Source organism: Phyllobacterium chamaecytisi (assembly GCF_020164455.1).
In the GTDB taxonomy this organism is placed as follows: Bacteria; Pseudomonadota; Alphaproteobacteria; order Rhizobiales; family Rhizobiaceae; genus Phyllobacterium; species Phyllobacterium chamaecytisi.
This window is the reverse complement of the sequence record NZ_JAIQWW010000008.1, coordinates 129,561-144,841: the sequence shown is the minus strand read 5'-3', so window position 1 is coordinate 144,841 and position 15,281 is coordinate 129,561. Positions and strand designations below refer to the sequence as shown.

Annotated in this window: 14 protein-coding genes and 3 pseudogenes; 11 read left to right on the top strand and 6 right to left on the bottom strand. The window is 57.5% G+C overall.

Features of this window, described 5'->3' with window-relative positions; genetic code table 11:
- Window positions 1–21 precede the first annotated feature (21 nt).
- The 6 genes from LB462_RS14485 to LB462_RS14460 all read right to left on the bottom strand — a co-directional run bounded on the left by LB462_RS14485 (window position 22) and on the right by LB462_RS14460 (window position 7,697).
- Window positions 22–1,116: an ABC transporter ATP-binding protein gene (locus tag LB462_RS14485; RefSeq protein ID WP_224509015.1), complete on the bottom strand. Its 1,095-nt coding sequence runs from the start codon at window positions 1,114–1,116 to the stop codon at window positions 22–24.
- A gap of 1,225 nt (window positions 1,117–2,341) precedes the next feature.
- A complete protein-coding gene (locus LB462_RS14480; protein WP_224509014.1) occupies window positions 2,342–3,406 on the bottom strand; it encodes an ABC transporter substrate-binding protein in 1,065 nt (354 codons plus the stop codon).
- Window positions 3,407–3,451: 45 nt separating this feature from the next.
- Window positions 3,452–4,249 carry an SDR family NAD(P)-dependent oxidoreductase gene (locus LB462_RS14475; RefSeq protein WP_224509012.1) on the bottom strand — a complete coding sequence of 266 codons (798 nt, stop codon included), beginning with the start codon at window positions 4,247–4,249 and terminating at the stop codon, window positions 3,452–3,454.
- 58 nt (window positions 4,250–4,307) lie between these two features.
- On the bottom strand, window positions 4,308–5,801 hold the full coding sequence (locus LB462_RS14470) for a 3-hydroxyacyl-CoA dehydrogenase NAD-binding domain-containing protein (RefSeq protein WP_224509010.1): 1,494 nt from the start codon (window positions 5,799–5,801) through the stop codon (window positions 4,308–4,310).
- Between the two features lie 14 nt (window positions 5,802–5,815).
- Entirely contained in the window at window positions 5,816–6,706 is an 891-nt protein-coding gene (locus tag LB462_RS14465; RefSeq protein WP_224509008.1) for a beta-keto acid cleavage family enzyme, read from the bottom strand.
- An 817-nt stretch (window positions 6,707–7,523) separates the two neighbouring features.
- Entirely contained in the window at window positions 7,524–7,697 is a 174-nt protein-coding gene (locus tag LB462_RS14460) for a hypothetical protein (protein WP_224509007.1), read from the bottom strand.
- A gap of 337 nt (window positions 7,698–8,034) precedes the next feature.
- Between LB462_RS14460 and LB462_RS31505 the strand changes: the two genes are divergently transcribed.
- From LB462_RS31505 to LB462_RS14430, 11 genes and pseudogenes are all read left to right on the top strand, one after another.
- Entirely contained in the window at window positions 8,035–8,256 is a 222-nt protein-coding gene (locus LB462_RS31505; RefSeq protein WP_370637171.1) for a transposase, read from the top strand.
- A 380-nt stretch (window positions 8,257–8,636) separates the two neighbouring features.
- A complete protein-coding gene (locus LB462_RS14450; protein WP_444358707.1) occupies window positions 8,637–9,485 on the top strand; it encodes an acyl-CoA thioesterase in 849 nt (282 codons plus the stop codon).
- Window positions 9,486–9,876: 391 nt separating this feature from the next.
- Window positions 9,877–9,966: pseudogene (locus tag LB462_RS31500) on the top strand (hypothetical protein); the annotation flags it as partial.
- Window positions 9,967–9,970: 4 nt separating this feature from the next.
- Window positions 9,971–10,672 (top strand): CoA transferase, encoded by a 702-nt coding sequence (locus LB462_RS31495; protein ID WP_370637170.1) that lies wholly within the window; start codon window positions 9,971–9,973, stop codon window positions 10,670–10,672.
- Window positions 10,606–11,013 (top strand): annotated as a pseudogene (locus LB462_RS31490) (CoA transferase); the annotation flags it as partial. The gene LB462_RS31495 and the pseudogene LB462_RS31490, both read left to right, overlap by 67 nt.
- A 44-nt stretch (window positions 11,014–11,057) precedes the next feature.
- Window positions 11,058–11,366, top strand: coding sequence for a CoA transferase (locus LB462_RS31485; RefSeq protein WP_370637169.1), 309 nt, complete (start codon window positions 11,058–11,060; stop codon window positions 11,364–11,366).
- Entirely contained in the window at window positions 11,299–12,360 is a 1,062-nt protein-coding gene (locus tag LB462_RS31480) for a CoA transferase (RefSeq protein ID WP_370637168.1), read from the top strand. Before LB462_RS31485 ends, LB462_RS31480 begins: the two co-directional genes overlap by 68 nt.
- A gap of 111 nt (window positions 12,361–12,471) precedes the next feature.
- The gene (locus LB462_RS31845; protein WP_505483629.1) at window positions 12,472–12,570 is read left to right on the top strand and encodes a hypothetical protein; all 99 of its coding nucleotides are present in this window, start codon (window positions 12,472–12,474) and stop codon (window positions 12,568–12,570) included.
- Window positions 12,571–12,926: 356 nt separating this feature from the next.
- A pseudogene (locus LB462_RS31475) lies at window positions 12,927–13,253 on the top strand (DMT family transporter); the annotation flags it as partial.
- Between the two features lie 253 nt (window positions 13,254–13,506).
- The gene (locus LB462_RS14435; protein ID WP_224509003.1) at window positions 13,507–13,746 is read left to right on the top strand and encodes an EamA family transporter; all 240 of its coding nucleotides are present in this window, start codon (window positions 13,507–13,509) and stop codon (window positions 13,744–13,746) included.
- 670 nt (window positions 13,747–14,416) lie between these two features.
- On the top strand, window positions 14,417–15,247 hold the full coding sequence (locus LB462_RS14430) for a MaoC/PaaZ C-terminal domain-containing protein (RefSeq protein WP_370637177.1): 831 nt from the start codon (window positions 14,417–14,419) through the stop codon (window positions 15,245–15,247).
- Window positions 15,248–15,281: the final 34 nt, after the last annotated feature.

The following is a 15,281-nucleotide window of genomic DNA, read 5'->3' as shown; positions in this document are numbered from 1 at the left end:
CAGCAGCGCACCGGGCCATCGTCATGACGCATCGAGCGCCCGACAATCCTCAGTCTTCCAGCCGATGGTGATCGCGGTGCCCGGATCGAGCTGCACCACGCCTTCCGAATTCGGCAGCTTGATCACAAAGTCGTCATGGCCGCAGACCGACACCCGAATGCGCACGTGGTCGCCCAGATAGATGACCTCCGCAACCTGCGCCTTGAAGATATTGGGCAGAGAGCCCGGTGGGGGGTTCAGTTTCACCCGCTCCGGCCGCAACGACAGCACGGTCGGTCGTCCGACCACCTCGACATTGACAGCAAGCGCCTGCACGTTGCCCGCGTTGGGTACTTCCACCTTGCAGGTCGTGCCATTCCTGGCCAGGACGGTGCCCTGCAGCCTATTGTTCTCGCCGATGAACTGAGCAACGAAAGCGTTCTGCGGTCGCTCGTATAGCTCGGCGGGCGCGGCGAGTTGCTGAATGGCCCCGTCGTTGAACACCGCAATGCGATCCGACATGGTCAGCGCTTCGCTCTGATCGTGCGTCACATAGACCACGGTGACACCAAGTTCCTGATGGATATGCTTGATCTCAAGCTGCATCTGCTCGCGCAGCTGCTTGTCCAGCGCGCCGAGCGGCTCATCCATGAGCACGAGCTTAGGATCGAAGACAAGGGCACGGGCAACCGCGACGCGTTGCTGCTGACCGCCGGAAAGCTGGGCGGGGCGGCGCTTGCCATGAGCGCCGAGCCGGACCATGTCGAGCGCCCGCTTGACCCTGGCCTCGATCTCGGCCTTGCCGAGCTTCCGGACCTTCAGCGGAAAGGCGAGGTTCTCCTCCACCGTCATATGCGGAAACAGCGCGTAGTTCTGGAACACCATGCCAATGTCGCGTTTGTGCGGAGGCATGTTGTCAATTGAGCGCCCCTCCAGAAGGATGGAACCTTGTGTCGGCGCCTCAAAGCCGGCGAGCATCATGAGAGTGGTCGTCTTGCCGGAGCCAGAGGGGCCCAGCATGGTCAAGAACTCACCCCGAGCGATGTCCAAGTTGAGATTCTTAACAACCAGCGCATTGCCGTCGTAGGTCTTCTGGATATTGGCGAACTTCACAACGGTGTTGTTACTGTCTGGCATCGGCCCCTTTCCGTCCGATTTTGAGCTGTCCCACCGCACTCGATTGCAGCCTTTATGGGATCTCACTTTTTCGAACTTCGCTTTAGATTGCAGGACAGACCTGCATGAGTGTCTGAGGTCAGCCAGCGGCCAACTTCCCCGCGTTGACTCCGCGAAATAAAATCGTCGAAGATCTTTATTGTTGCCGAAGAAAGTACCGAGTTCTGGAGAAGAATTTCACCGATATGGCGATCTTAAGCGCAACAATCCTGCACTAAATTAGCAGAATGCGAAAATTACGCGCTTACAAGCACGTTGGTGGCGGCCGGCATAACCCGGCACGATACAGTATTCCGTCGCTGGTTGCAGTGAGATACCGGAATGATGCCTGCCAATCGAGCAATCTCTGATACGCTCGCATTCGGCTCAAGGCAGGCCGCGACTAGCCGTTAGTTGTCCTGCCGAGACCAGCGCCGACGGCGTTGGACCGACGTGATCACCTCAATCTGCTGCTTCGTCATGGGGCTATCTCTAGTGCTACCATAGGACTTGCCGTCTTCAGCCTGCCTCCGCAAGGCGGCTCTCACCGTGGGGATATGATCCATGCCCAGCACATGTCGATCCACGCGTTCGCGTAGTGTGTGACCAGGGTGATAAATTCCTGCCCGTATGCATCAGCACGAATCTCGTCTCGGGAGAACCCTGCAGGAGAAGGCAGTGATAGGAAGCGTTGTCGCGAACCCAGCAAGTGGTATCAAGCCGGTACTTCCGAGATAGCCGGTGCGCAGCTTGACTGGCAGCCCGGACTCACCCGCATTTCCGACACAGTAATGAAACAAATAATCCTGCAGTGCCTGGAGGTCCTTGGTACCCAGGTCATACCGGACCCTTCCGACGCGTTGCCGCAACGCGTGCGTCTTTGCGACCGGCGCAAAATCAAGCGGGCGCGAATAGGCGATCTGGCATTTCACCGCTACGGCTCTGGGACCATATGTGGCGAAACAGAAGTCGAAAAATACTTACAACTCCAGCTCTCGCTTATGTTGCCGCGGCGATCAGCGCGTTTATCCTCGTTTCGGTATATTCAAAGCTCTGCAGAAGTCGCCCTCTGTCCGGCCGCCTATCGATACGTTCGCTTCATCGGCTGCTAAGGATCTAAAACCTTTGTTAACTATTATCGATCGAATCCCTCAGACTCTCCGTTCCACGCGGCGAGAAGAACGAACCCTTCTCGCCGTTGTTGTACCTACTTCGCGAGCCAAGCTGTGAAGCGTTGGCGCAGCTCATCGTCCTTGTCAACCCAGAACGAATAATCGGTATGCAGCGCAATTGCGGTACGCTCCGCCGTATTTGGAAGATCTGGCAACAGTGCCGGATCAACAAGCGCCATCGCATCTTGGTTGAGGGGGCCGTAAGGGATATGGCGCGTTAGGCTCGCCTGATTCGCTGGTGAGCCGGCGAAGGTGAGAAACTTGTAAGCCTCCTCCAGATGCGCACTACCTTTGGGAATGGTAAACCAACCTGTGCCCGCCTGCGCGGCATCCCACATTATCTCGAAATGTCGACCGGACTCTTTCGCGGCACTATAGATCCGCCCATGATAGGCCGCGGTCATGACGACCTGTCCGTCGGCCAACAGCTGTGGCGCCTGGGCCCCGGCTGTCCACCAGATGATGTCCTTTTTGATCGTGTCGAGTTTCTTGAAGGCGCGATCGACACCTTCAGGCGTGTTCAGGACTTTATAGACATCGGCAATCGGCACGCCGTCAGCGATCAGCGACCATTCTAGAGTGGGGTAGGGACTCTTCCACAGTCCGCGCTTGCCTGGAAACTTCTTTAAGTCGAAAAGGTCAGCGATGGTCTTCGGCCCGTTCGGCAACTTGTCCTTGTCATAAGCGACGATCGTGGAGTTAGTTTGGATTGGCACCCCACAGTCAAATTTGCCGGCATTGCCGAACTTGGCGCGGTCAAGCCCAAGCCTCGTCCAATCGATGGTCTCGAGGAGGCCCTGTGTACACATTATCCAGCCAATCGATCCGGGAGCATCAAGCACATCCCAGCTCACAGTATTGGAATCGACCATAGCACGGAGCTTTGCTACCTCCCCATTGTATTCGTCTTCGGTGATTTTGACGCCGGTCGCCTCCGTAAAGGGCTCGAAGAAGGCCTTGCGCAAGGCCGTTTGATAGGCGCCGCCCCAAGAAACGATCGTCAGCTGGTCGCTTGCCAAAGCGTGTTTCGTTGCCGGAAGGTTCGCCACTGCCAAGCCGATTATGGCCAAAGCACCAGCTTTTATCAGTATTCTATTCATAGAATGCTCCTTTCTTAGTTATGCGCCTAGGATGGGGAACGGTAGCTAAGCAGTTGCCCCGAGATCGATGGGTAGGCACACACCATTGATCGCGGAAGCGCCAGGGCTCGCAAGAAAACCGATGGTTGCTGCAACCTCGCGAACGTCGACGAAACGATCACCTGGCTGCCACGCGCGCATTTGCGCGATGACTTCGTCGGTGCTGATGCCTTTTCTTGCTGCCGCACCTTCCAGTTGACCGCGCAACATTCCGGTGTCCATCCAGCCCGGAGCGACGGCGTTGACAGTCAGACCATGCGCAGCGCCCTCACGCGCTGCAACACGCACCAGCCCCAGAACACCGTGCTTCGCAGCTGTGTACGCAGCTTTTTGGACTGCGGCCGTGAAGCTCGAGACGGATGCCGTGACCACGACGCGGCCGCCGGGCGATTTCGTCAGTTCCCGCCATGCCGCCTTAAGAGCAAAGAAGGGGCCGTCCAGGGCCACAGATCGAACACGTTCCCATTCGGCGTCCGGAAACTCATGGAGCGGGGCGACGAATTGGCATCCAGCATTCAACACCAGTATATCAAGGCGTCCGGCCGTCTCAATGACTTGGGACACCATGCGTCGATTCCCTTCCGCAGTGGAGAGGTCCGCGTGAAAGATGGCATCCCCGGCAATATCCACACCATACACGTCCGCCCCACGTTCACGCAGCTCGGTCACGATAGCCTTTCCAAGCCCCCCGGTGGCGCCAGTCACCAGCGCAACTCGCCCCTCAAGCGACCAGCCACCTACGTGGGGCTGCTGCTCGTGGCGCTCGGCACTTTTCCGAAATTCGGGGCCCGACGTTTTAGTCATGATCGTTCCATTCCCTTTCTGCGATGAGGACCATTTAGCGATGACGAAGCATGAGCACTTATTCGCACGCCCGTGTGCGCGACATGCGGATGCTTGCGCCCGCCTGCTCCGGACGGGGTAGCTTCGCATGCAGCCGCGCAAGTTCTAGCATTCGCTCGCGCAGAGGCCCCTGCACCGGTGCACTGCGTCTGCTTTTAGCGTCCACGTGAATCAGCATCTGCTCGCCCATCGCAGCTGGCTTGTCGCAACCCTCGCGCTTGATTACGTGGAAGAGGTGCAATCTCTTGTCGTCGGCGCCGAGAACCTGCGTAAATATCTCGACGCGGTCGCCGGCGTGAAGTTCATCCATATGCGATAGGTGCGTCTCGACCGTGTAATAAGTCCCCCTGTTTTCCGGGTCCGTGCCACTCTCGCGGATGTAGCGCCCTACGGTGCTGGTGGCGTCACTGCAGAGCTGAAGATAAGTGCTCTCAGCGGCGTGTCCGTTACCGTCTATCCAATTAGACGGGATTTCTCGCAACGTCCGCAACGGGCCAGAATCCTGAGCGGGCAGGTGAGCGCGAGCGCGGAGCCCCTGCTCCCATCGCGCGAGCGTCTCGCCCGGTCCGTAGCCCTGGGAGCGCAGCCCGTGCAGCAATGCCACGAGAAGGTCATCTCGTTTATGTTCGGTGGATACGGGCAAGGGGTCGGCCGTCGCCAGCGCGTCTGCCTGCGTAGCCACTTTGTCCAGGAAGGTTGAGTCAATTTCGGGCTTATCGGTGAGCCTCGACCACGGCCACTTGAATGCCCATTGCTCGATGCTCTGGCGCATGCCGGCTCCACCATTGGCCATGCGATAGGATCCGATGGCCGCTCGGCGCAATGCCCAGGAGTAGCGAACGGCATCATCGATCTCTTCCAGCGTTGCCAAATCGTCGTGCACCAGCCACAACGCCTCGCGCGACACCGCGTCCTGCAACCGGTTCGCTATAAACCCGTCCACCTCTTTACGCACCACAAGAGGATGCATCCCGATTGCCCGGTAAATCGCCGCCGCTCGCTCCAACGCCTCTGGCACCGTTTGTTCCCCAGCGCACAATTCAACAAGCGGAAGCAGATACACAGGTTGAAAGGGGTGCGCGACGAGCAGACATTCTGGTCGTTCCATCTTTGCCTGCAGCAATGACGGTCGAAAACCGGAGGTTGAGGAACATATCAGGGTCCCGGGCGCTGCCGCGCGACTGGCGTCCGCGAGCAAGGACTGCTTTAGCTCCAGGCGTTCTGGCGCGGACTCCTGCACCAGATCCACGCTTTGGACGGCATCCGCCACTGAATCTGCTATCGTTAACGACCCTTCCGGAGGAAGGGGGACCAGTGTTAGTTGGCCATATGCCCGTCGGGCGTTCGTCAGCACGTTTTGCACATGCTCGACCGCGTTCGGGGCCGGATCGTATAGTCGCACGTCGATTCCATTTAGAATGAAACGCGCCGCCCACCCGCCGCCGATCACACCGCCCCCGAGAAGCCCGACTTCGCGTGGCCGCTTCTCGGTAAACTTCGATTTATCAAGCATCGCCTTTCAACTCCTCAGGCATGAACTTTTAATTTGAGCGTCTCGCGCACCTCATTCGGCCCAAGCACACGGACCCCGAGCCGATCGAGGATCTCGACTGCCCGCTGTACGAGTTCGGCATTGGTTGCCAGCCGCCCGCGGGAGAGGTAAAGGTTGTCCTCCAGTCCGACCCGCACGTTTGCGCCGATCATTGGCGCCAACGCCGCGTACGGAAGCTGCATCGACCCAACCGAGAAGGTGGAATAAACAGCATCCGGCGGGAGCTGATGCACCAGCGTCGTCAGCGTGGTCAAATCCGCCGGTGCACCATAGCCGACGCCCATGCACAACTGGATCAACGGCACATCGTCAATTAGTCCCTCTTTGACGAGATCTTTCACCATCTTCAGATGGCCGGTATCGAATACTTCAAGCTCAGGCTTCACTCCGAGCTCTTGCAAACGTGCCGCCATCGCGCGTAGGGTCCCAATGGTGTTGATCATGGCACCCTCACTCGTGCCCCTAGCGCTCATCGAGCCGCAATCCAGCGTGCAGATCTCCGGACGCAACTCTTCAATGTGCACAAGCCGCTCGAGGGCGCCAAGCATGTCCGTCTCCGCTGAAAGCGGCAGCGGAGAGTTCGAGCTGCCCAAAACAATGTAGCAACCCTCTCCCGTAGTGAGGTTGATCACCGGATTCGCATCGGATTCCCGTATGCGCTGCACAGTCTCCCTGTACAGCCCAAGATCCAGTACGCCCTGGCCGGTCTTGAGATCACGCACGTGAAGGTGCACCACCGCCGCCCCGGCCCGCGCCGCCTCGATCGCCGAGTCAGCGATCTCCCGTGGGGTGACTGGCACATTCTTTTGCTTCGGCGCGCCGCCGCCTCCTGTCACCGCACAGGTGATGAACACTTCAGAAATCATCCCAACTGCTCCTTGCTCAAAATCTGACCCGGTTCAATCCGGGCCATAAGTATCTTTTCAAGTAAATGTAATGGGCTCACTCGGCTGTATTTAAGCGATCTCGCCAGTCGTAGAGCAGTAATTCTGCGGCTAAGCAGCAGGAAGCGAAGCTTTCCAGTTATCCTGTTAAGACAACCGCGACTCGCCTGGCTTTTGTCACGTGACCCAACGTAAGCCGTTCCCGTTGCCGCATTGACGGAAACCAAGTCATGTGGCGTTTGCGTCCGCCAAGGCGGTGCTCAAGTTGATTGAACTTCAAGAGAAGTTAATCTCTCTGGGAGAGAGGCTCGCTGAAAGTGGTACGGTTTAAGCGTTAGCATTTCTGTTGCGTTGGGCTTGAAAGGAGTACCGAATCGCGCGGAAGGGTTATACGGAAGGCAGATCTTGGGGTGTTGCGGGAGGCGGAGATTCGGCTTTCGCACGGCAACAAGGCCGCGGCAATCTGCCGAGCGTTTGGGATACCAGAGCAGATCTACTACCGTTGGCGTTGTGCTATGGCAGCCTGAAGGTGACGGAGGCGGCTTAACCTCCGATGCTTGTCTTATGGTTTTCCCGTATTGATCGAGCAAGATGACGATACCGCCACCGCATCGCGAGCTCGCTGATAGCGGGACGGGTCGTACCTATGGAGACCGATGCGCGTCAAGCTAGAGTCAGTCCGCCGCCTCTCTTTTCCTCGTGGCCTGAACGGGTACGCGGGCCTTATGGCCCGGATGACAAGCCAAGGACGCGGAAAAGATGCATCATTCTCTACAACAAATCGCCGGTATCGACGTTGCTAGATCAGCTCAAAGTTTGTCTCGCGGTCTCCTCGGAACAGTCGCATCGCATGCTTGCGATGAAAGCCCGTGAGCGCCACGAACTCTTCAAACTCCTCGCCTTCTCGGCCCGCCCGCCCGCCTGACTCATAGCGCCAACTGAACGCCGCCACCAATTCGCTTACGTTCCTCATCACAGCTCCCGAGGTTCATTCGTCGGGAGCAATTTAGATGAGGCAACAACTCATTCTCAGGGAGCAGTACAGGCGAGGCAATGCGCGTCTCACCTTGTCGCGCTGCAACAGGCCCTGCAAGGACCACTCCTCCGCTCTCAACCGGCAGAAGATCGTGCACTCTCCTGTGTTGCAGCGCGAGCTCGAACGGCGACTGCGCCAGATTGCCCACCACTTGGCTGCGGTAGACGCCCGGCTTCAGAGCCGGTGTCAAGGGATGCGGATCTCGTCCCACGCCTTGCGATCCTCGTAAGCATTCCGGCATTGCTCAAGCCACTGCCGCGAGCCTGCTCTAGAGATGCTTGAACGCCGCGGCCTCGATCAGAGCCAACTGGTTAGCCTCGCCGGCCTGGCTCCGGTCGCGCGCGACAGCGGGGCCTTCCGCGGGTGTCGCACGATCCGGGGCGGCCGCGCCCTTCCGCGTCAGGCGCTGTACATGCCCGCCCCAGTAGCGGCTCACTTCAACCGTTCTCAAAACCAAATAACCAGGCCCTGCTCGCGGCGGGAAAACCAGCCCTGACGGCCCATCATGCCATCATCATGGCCGATGCGTTCTTGCGAGATCAGCGAAAATGGTCCTCAAAACCCCCTTGATCAATACGGATGCTCTGGTTTTTTGGATTCCGGCGCAGCATTTCTGCAGTCCACCCGGGAATATTGCTCGAAAACTAGCCCCCGCTTACGATATTAGTTTTTGGACGCGGAATTTGGCTGGCCGCTCAGGCATAGACCGCAAAGCCTACGGCGCAAGAAGAAGATAGAAGGCACAAAAATGTACCGCTTGCGGCTGAACATATCACAAAATGACTATGCGCCTCGCCCCATATTCAAAAAGCGCCTCCACCGCCCGATGATCTTCCTTGATTACGTCGTTGTGGAAGGATCGGAGTTTTGAAGAAAGTGTTGAGAAACCTGCTTAATCAACTTGCTCTCGAACCCATTGGCGAAGACGCGTACCGCGGACAAAGTCAGGACTTAGGATGGGGCCGGGTGTACGGTGGGCAAATACTCGGCCAAGCCATAGTCGCTGCAACGAATACAGTCACTGACCGCGCCATCCATTCGCTCCATGCTCATTTCCTAAGAGCCGGCGATACCGAGGCCCCTATCGACTACCGGGTTGAGCGCGTGCGCGACGGCACTAGCTTCAGCACGCGCCGCGTGGTGGCATTGCAGTTCGACAAACCAATCTTCATGCTGGCTGCGTCGTTCCAGGTCCGTGAACAGGGGTTCGAGCATCAATGTCAAATGCCTCGGGTCCCTGGACCAGAAAACCTGCACTCCGAGATCGAAACGACTCGCTCTATGAAAGACAGGACCTCAAAGCAATCCCACGAAAACTTGCCTTACGACCGCCCCATCGAATATCGCCGGGTCGAGCCTCTGGTCGGCATGAACCCACCGAAACAGCCACCAGTTACACACACTTGGATCAAGACCGTCGCGGAAATGCCCGACGATCCGACAATCCACAAGTGCCTCCTAGCTTACGCTTCAGACTGGGGGATGGTCGACACCAGCCTCCAGCCACATGGAGTAAATACTAATTCGAAGAGCTTGCAGGAGTCGAGCCTCGACCACGCCATGTGGTTTCATCGCGATTTCCGGATAGACGAATGGCTCCTCTACGCCACGGACAGCCCTAGCGCCTCCCATGCTCGCGGTTTCACCCGCGGCAACTTCTTCACCCGCGACGGCCTCCTCGTTGCCTCGGTGGCTCAGGAGGTGCTGATCCGGTGGCGTGAGTAATTACGAGACCTCGACCCTTTAGCCTTTGGTGATACATAGGGCGGCTGGACATGAGGGAGCGGTCTCATAGCACCCCGTCAGATTGGACAGGAAGTCTTGGCGCGACGCAAACCGGTCATAGTCATCACTTCGATAAAGACGACTGTTAAATGTTGCGGGAATAGCTTGAGCGCTTTTTCGGGCCGAAAGTGTCGCATCTGTTCTGTTTGACGCAGTATTCAGGCGTTATGAGAGTAAATTTCGAAGAATCTCTGTCAGGGAGTGCTCATAAAGTCTCTCGCCTATTCGCACGTTGATCGACCTCCGTCCGGCACGCGTGCGGCCCAGTTAGCTTGTCGAGTCGGCAACAAACGGGTCCCGTAGGTCACGACGATTTGTCTGAATTGGAGCGATGTTAGCGATGCAACGGTCAACCCTTCCTCTCTCCGGCGTCAAGGTCGTCGATTTTGGTCAGTACATTGCCGGCCCGGCAGTGGCTATGATTCTTGGCGATCTGGGCGCCACTGTCGTACATGTCGACCCGCCGTCCGGCCCCATTCTGGGACAGCCCAGCCAATGCGACCCTCAATCGAAACAAGTTGATCGTGCAAATCGACCTGAAGACAGAGACCGGCCTTGCGCAGGCACTGGCCCTCATCGCTGAAGCAGACATCGTCGTAGAGAACTTCCGGCCGGGCGTACTCGCGCGTCTAGGTATCGACTTTCCGACCCTGCGCGAGGAACGACCGGAGCTGATCACCGTGTCCGTTCCAGGCTTTGCTTCCAACGATCACCTGCGTCGTGAATGGCGCGCATTCGAGTCAGTTATCGCGGCGGCTTCAGGCCAATTCACCGATATGGGAGTGAACCGCGTTCTGATGGGTAAGAACCCATTTTTTTCGCCGCTGCCATTGGCGTCCGCCTATGGCACGTTGTATGCGGCATCGGCCGCCGCCTTGGCGCTCCAGGTGCGGGAGCGGAGCGGCATTGGTGATCAGATTGAGGTGCCTCTAGCTTGCGCAGTGATGGAGGGCCTTGCGTACAACTCATGCCAGATTGAGGATCTTCCGATCCGCTACAAATCGGCGCGCGACATCGAGATCGTCCGCCGGCGCGAAGCGAGTTTGCCGATGGACCGGCCGTGCACAAACTCACCGACCCGTTTTACCGCAACTATGAGTGCAAAGACGGACGCGGGTTCTTTGTAGTATGCACGGGCCACAAGCTTCATACGAAGCGCGTGTTGCAATTACTTGGGCTATACGACCAACTGGTGGCTGAGGGACTCTTGGAAGGCAACGCTTGGCTGCCCATGAGCGCATGGCCTTCGAAGCAGCGACTCGGTGCTTGGCCGGAAGGTTGGCGCGAAAAGATCGTCGAGCGGATGCAAGCAGTGTTCCTGACCCGCACTGCCAAGGAGTGGGAACGCATCTTCGGCGAATGGCGAGTCGCCGGCGCTGCTCAGTGGCTGCAGGAGTGGCTCAAGGATGACCACACCAGAAGTGCGGGCCTCGTAATCGAGGTTGACGATCGGGTGTATGGGCGGATGATCCAGCCCGGAGCTTTTGCTTGGCTGGAGGAGAGCGCGAGGCAATGCTTGCGCCCACCCCGCGGAAATCGGTTTCCTTCGACGATGCGCTCACCACGCTCTCAGCCACACCTTTCGCGGAGTGGGTTTCATTACCGCCCAAAACCTCGGGCGGATGGCTCGACGGAATACGAATTCTCGACCTTTCGAATGTCCTAGCTGGCCCGCATTCGACATCATATCTCGCCCGTTTCGGTGCGGAGGTCATCAAACTCGACCCGGTAAAGCCCACTTTATGGCCCATGGATGGTCACCTCGGGCATGATCTGTCCGCGCGGCAAGCAATCGACCCTCGTGGATATCACCACGCCTGATGGTCGTGACATTTTAGACAGGCTCGTGAAGTCCGTTGATGTGGTGGTCTGGAATGGGACCGATCGGCAAGTTCACAACATGGGGCTTGATCCGAATGGCCTGAAAGTGCTGAACCCCCATGCGATCTTCTGCAAGCTCGATTGCTTCGGGGGTATCCGTCGCGGCCCCCTCACCGATCAGCTAGGCTACGATGACCTCGTCCAGGTTACGAGCGGCATCATGTTACGGTTCGGCGGTTCCATGGAAACACCCGAGGAGCATGCGCATGTCGGCACCATTGACCTGCTTGGCGGGTGCGCGGCAGCGCTGGGCATCGCCGCTGCGTTGTACCAGAAGGCGAGAACCGGCCGTGCGGGAAGACCCCGGACTTCGCTGTCCGCAGTCTCCGGCCTCTTGCAGGTCCCGTTATGGTACGACTATGAAGGGCGAGGTCCGTTCGACGAGCCTGCGGGACCAAGCGCGAAGGGCTATGGCGCTCTGACGCATCTCTATAAGGCGGCCTGCGGCCGGACCTTGATGCTCAGCGCAGAAGAGCGCGATCTGCCTCGCCTTGTCGGAGTCGCGGGACTTGATGGGCTTGGTGATGTGCCGAGAGACGACCGGACCTCCTTTCTCGCCACCACTTTTCGAAAGGCTTCCGCCGAGGAATGGTTGTCGAGGCTCCACGCGTCCGATATCGGTGCCGCAATCTGCGACACGCTCGAATCGGTACGATCGGCAAATACGAGACTTGCGGATGGTGCTCCGGGAATCGAACAGAGCAGCTACTCCTTTTCGACCGTGTTCAACCATCCTAGTGGCGTGACCCACGTTGATCAATATGCCGTACGCCCAGCGGTCGGAAACGTCTACACACTTCCTCCCTCCGAAAAATTCGGCGCGTCAACACGGGAGGTCCTAGGCAGCTTGGGTTACACCGAGGCCGACATAGATGCATTGATCGTCGCGGGTGCAATAAGCGAAAGCTGGAGTCCCGAGTTTTTGCCGAGCTGACCAGAAAGATAACGGGAGCGAAACAAACCTGGGGTAAAGATTCCGTCTGATCATGAACGCTTTTACGGCAGGACCGGGAGAGCGCACGCTGACAGCAGCTGAGCGGACGATTTGTCTCGCTACGCAGCAGCCCTCTTGCTGCAGCGGCTGATGAACTTCTACCAGACACCGTTCACGAACAAAAGCCTGCGGACGGTGCAAATAGCGTGAAAGCCTGGCATAAGGAGGCGGCTATTGAGATCATCGATGACGATCTCCCCGGTGCTAACATCCGCCAAATCGTTGGGTAACATTCTTTGACGAGTCAACAGGGGGCAGTTTTTCATTTCGCCCGACACCGCGCACAAATTATAGCAAAATGGCGACGTTTGCGCAGGATTCCAACCTTAGTATCTTGCGTTTTGGCAAAATTGATCGCCGGGCGTGACTAAACTCGAAACCACAATCTGCAAACGGTTGAAGCTGCGCTATCGCCCCTGCTCAGATCATTTCATCCATCAACGCCGTGCGATGTAAAAGACTGGAGTGCCTTTTTGGTAACCTCACATAATCTGCGCGGCGCGTTAATGATGATCGGCGGCACGGCTGCATTTGCTGGAGTTGACGCCTTTACGAAATTGGTTATCGGCCCAATTAACTTGGGACAGGTAATGATCGTCCGCGGCGTCTTTGCGACGCTCTTGATTATGTTTCTCGCGTGGCGCCTCGGTACGTTGAGTCAATTGCGTCGTGTGCTGAGTCCTCACGTAATGCTGCGGGTGGCGGCTGAAGCAGTATCCACTACTTTGTATTTGTTTGCTCTTATCCATCTGCCGCTTGCCCATGCCTGGGCCATAATGCTGGCAACGCCATTGATCGCCACTATTCCGGCCACGATTTTTCTCGACGAGCCCGTTGGTCTGGGTCGGTGGACTGCGGTCGTCGTGGGATTCCTGGGTGTTCTCATCATTACTAGACCGGGCATCGAAGGGTTCAGTTCCGCCTCCCTTTTTGTATTGGCTGCTGCCTGTTTGGCTACTGTCCGTGACCTTGCCACCAAACAGATCGAACAAGAGGTACCGTCTCTGCTCGTGGCGTTGCTCACCGCTTTTGCTGTCACTCTCATAGGTGTCGTTTTGGTGGGACTGCTGGGGGGGGTGGTCTGCGATGACCGTCGGCAGCGTAGGATCGCTTGCCGTCGCCGCGGTGCTCCTGGTCTTTGCTTATCACTGTATCATCGACGCCTTCCGATATGGCGATATCTCATTTATCGCCCCTTTCCGTTATACGGCTATGCTATGGGCCATTGCACTTGGTTACCTTTTATTCGGCGATACGCCAGATCTAGGCACGTTGTTTGGCACTGGAATTGTGATTGCTACGGGCGCAGTATACGCTTCATCGTGAACGGAAGTCCGCCAAGAGGGAGGCGTCTTTAATTCGCTCTTCTACCAGCGGCAATAAAATGGACAGCTGTAAAACCTGAGTATAGTCCCGCTGCAGTACTTCGCGATGCTGACACGGCAGGGCGCCAAACGTCAGTACGAGGACCGCACCGTCCGCCATAGAACGACACGCTGACTCACATGGTCAAGTGTCCCCGGCCAGCAGTTCGCAGCTCGCCCGACATTCTCGCTCGAGGGGAACCCCAAGATCGTAGGATGGTAGACCCTGATCCTCTTGCATCATAGTAAAGGACAAAAGGTGACAATCCAAAAGATATCGGCCGCGTGTTCTGGCGGCCCTGTCGGGGCCCTGGCTGCTCTATTAACCTGCTGATTGTCGCAGCGGAGAACATAAGGCGGTCTGCAGTACTTTAGAGAAACGACGCGATTTGCAGCGAAGAATGACGACAATCGGCGCTAAAGGCAATTAAACAGTTATCTGGACATTCGAGCCGGGGGTATTCTGACTCATGGTATGGCAAAATGACAGAATTTCAGCAGGCTTGATAACTAGGACAGAAGCTTCATAGCGGCCTTTCCACCTCAATCTTGGTCGCGAATGCAAATCGTCCAACTTGGCTAGGCATGGGCGCAAGGAGAATCCACAATTGCCTATTGATTATGATCGGCTCATGGCCCTGAAGACTGTTGGCCAGAGACACAGCTATGGAGATCGCGATGTCATCCTCTATGCCCTTGCCATTGGCATGGGCGCCGATCCAACGAACGAGAAAGAACTCGCCTTTGTCAATGAGGCCGCAGCCCAGTCGCGGCCTCTCCAAGTTGTGCCAACGTTTGCCTCCGTGGCTGCTGGATTCGCTGAACCGGGAAAGCTCGATCTCGACTCGATTGCTTTTGATGGCGAGCGGGACATAACTTTTCACAACCCGTTTCCTGCCGCCGCTGATATTGTTTCTGACTCTTCGGTGGTCGGCGTCTACGACAAAGGTCGAGACAAGGGCGCAGTCATCCGCTTTCAGAGCGAGCTGAAAAACAGCGGCGGCGAACCGCTGGCCACGCTGATTACTTCTTTCTTTGCTGCAGATGACGGTGGTTTTGGCGGGCCGAATAACCAGCCCAAGCCACATCAAATGCCGCCCCGCATGCCCGATACCGTCCTCGAAATCAGCACGCGCGCCGATCAAGGCCTGATCTATCGGCTGTGTGGTGATCGCCACCCGCTGCATTCAGATCCGGAGTACGCGAAGAGCTTGGGATTTGCGAGGCCGATCCTCCACGGCATGTGCACTTATGGAATTACCTGCCGAGGTATTTTGCAGACATACGCCGGTTACGATCCGAGTTCCTTCCTGCGGCATGCGGCGCGGTTTTCCGCACCGGTGTACCCCGGAGACGTCATAACGCTGGAGATGTGGAAGGATGGCAACGAGATCTCCTTCGAAGCCAAGGTGAAGGCCCGCGACGTCACAGTGGTCAAGAACGGCTTGACGGTGCTCCGCTGATGTCCGCAGCGACTCCGATATTCGCGGCAACACA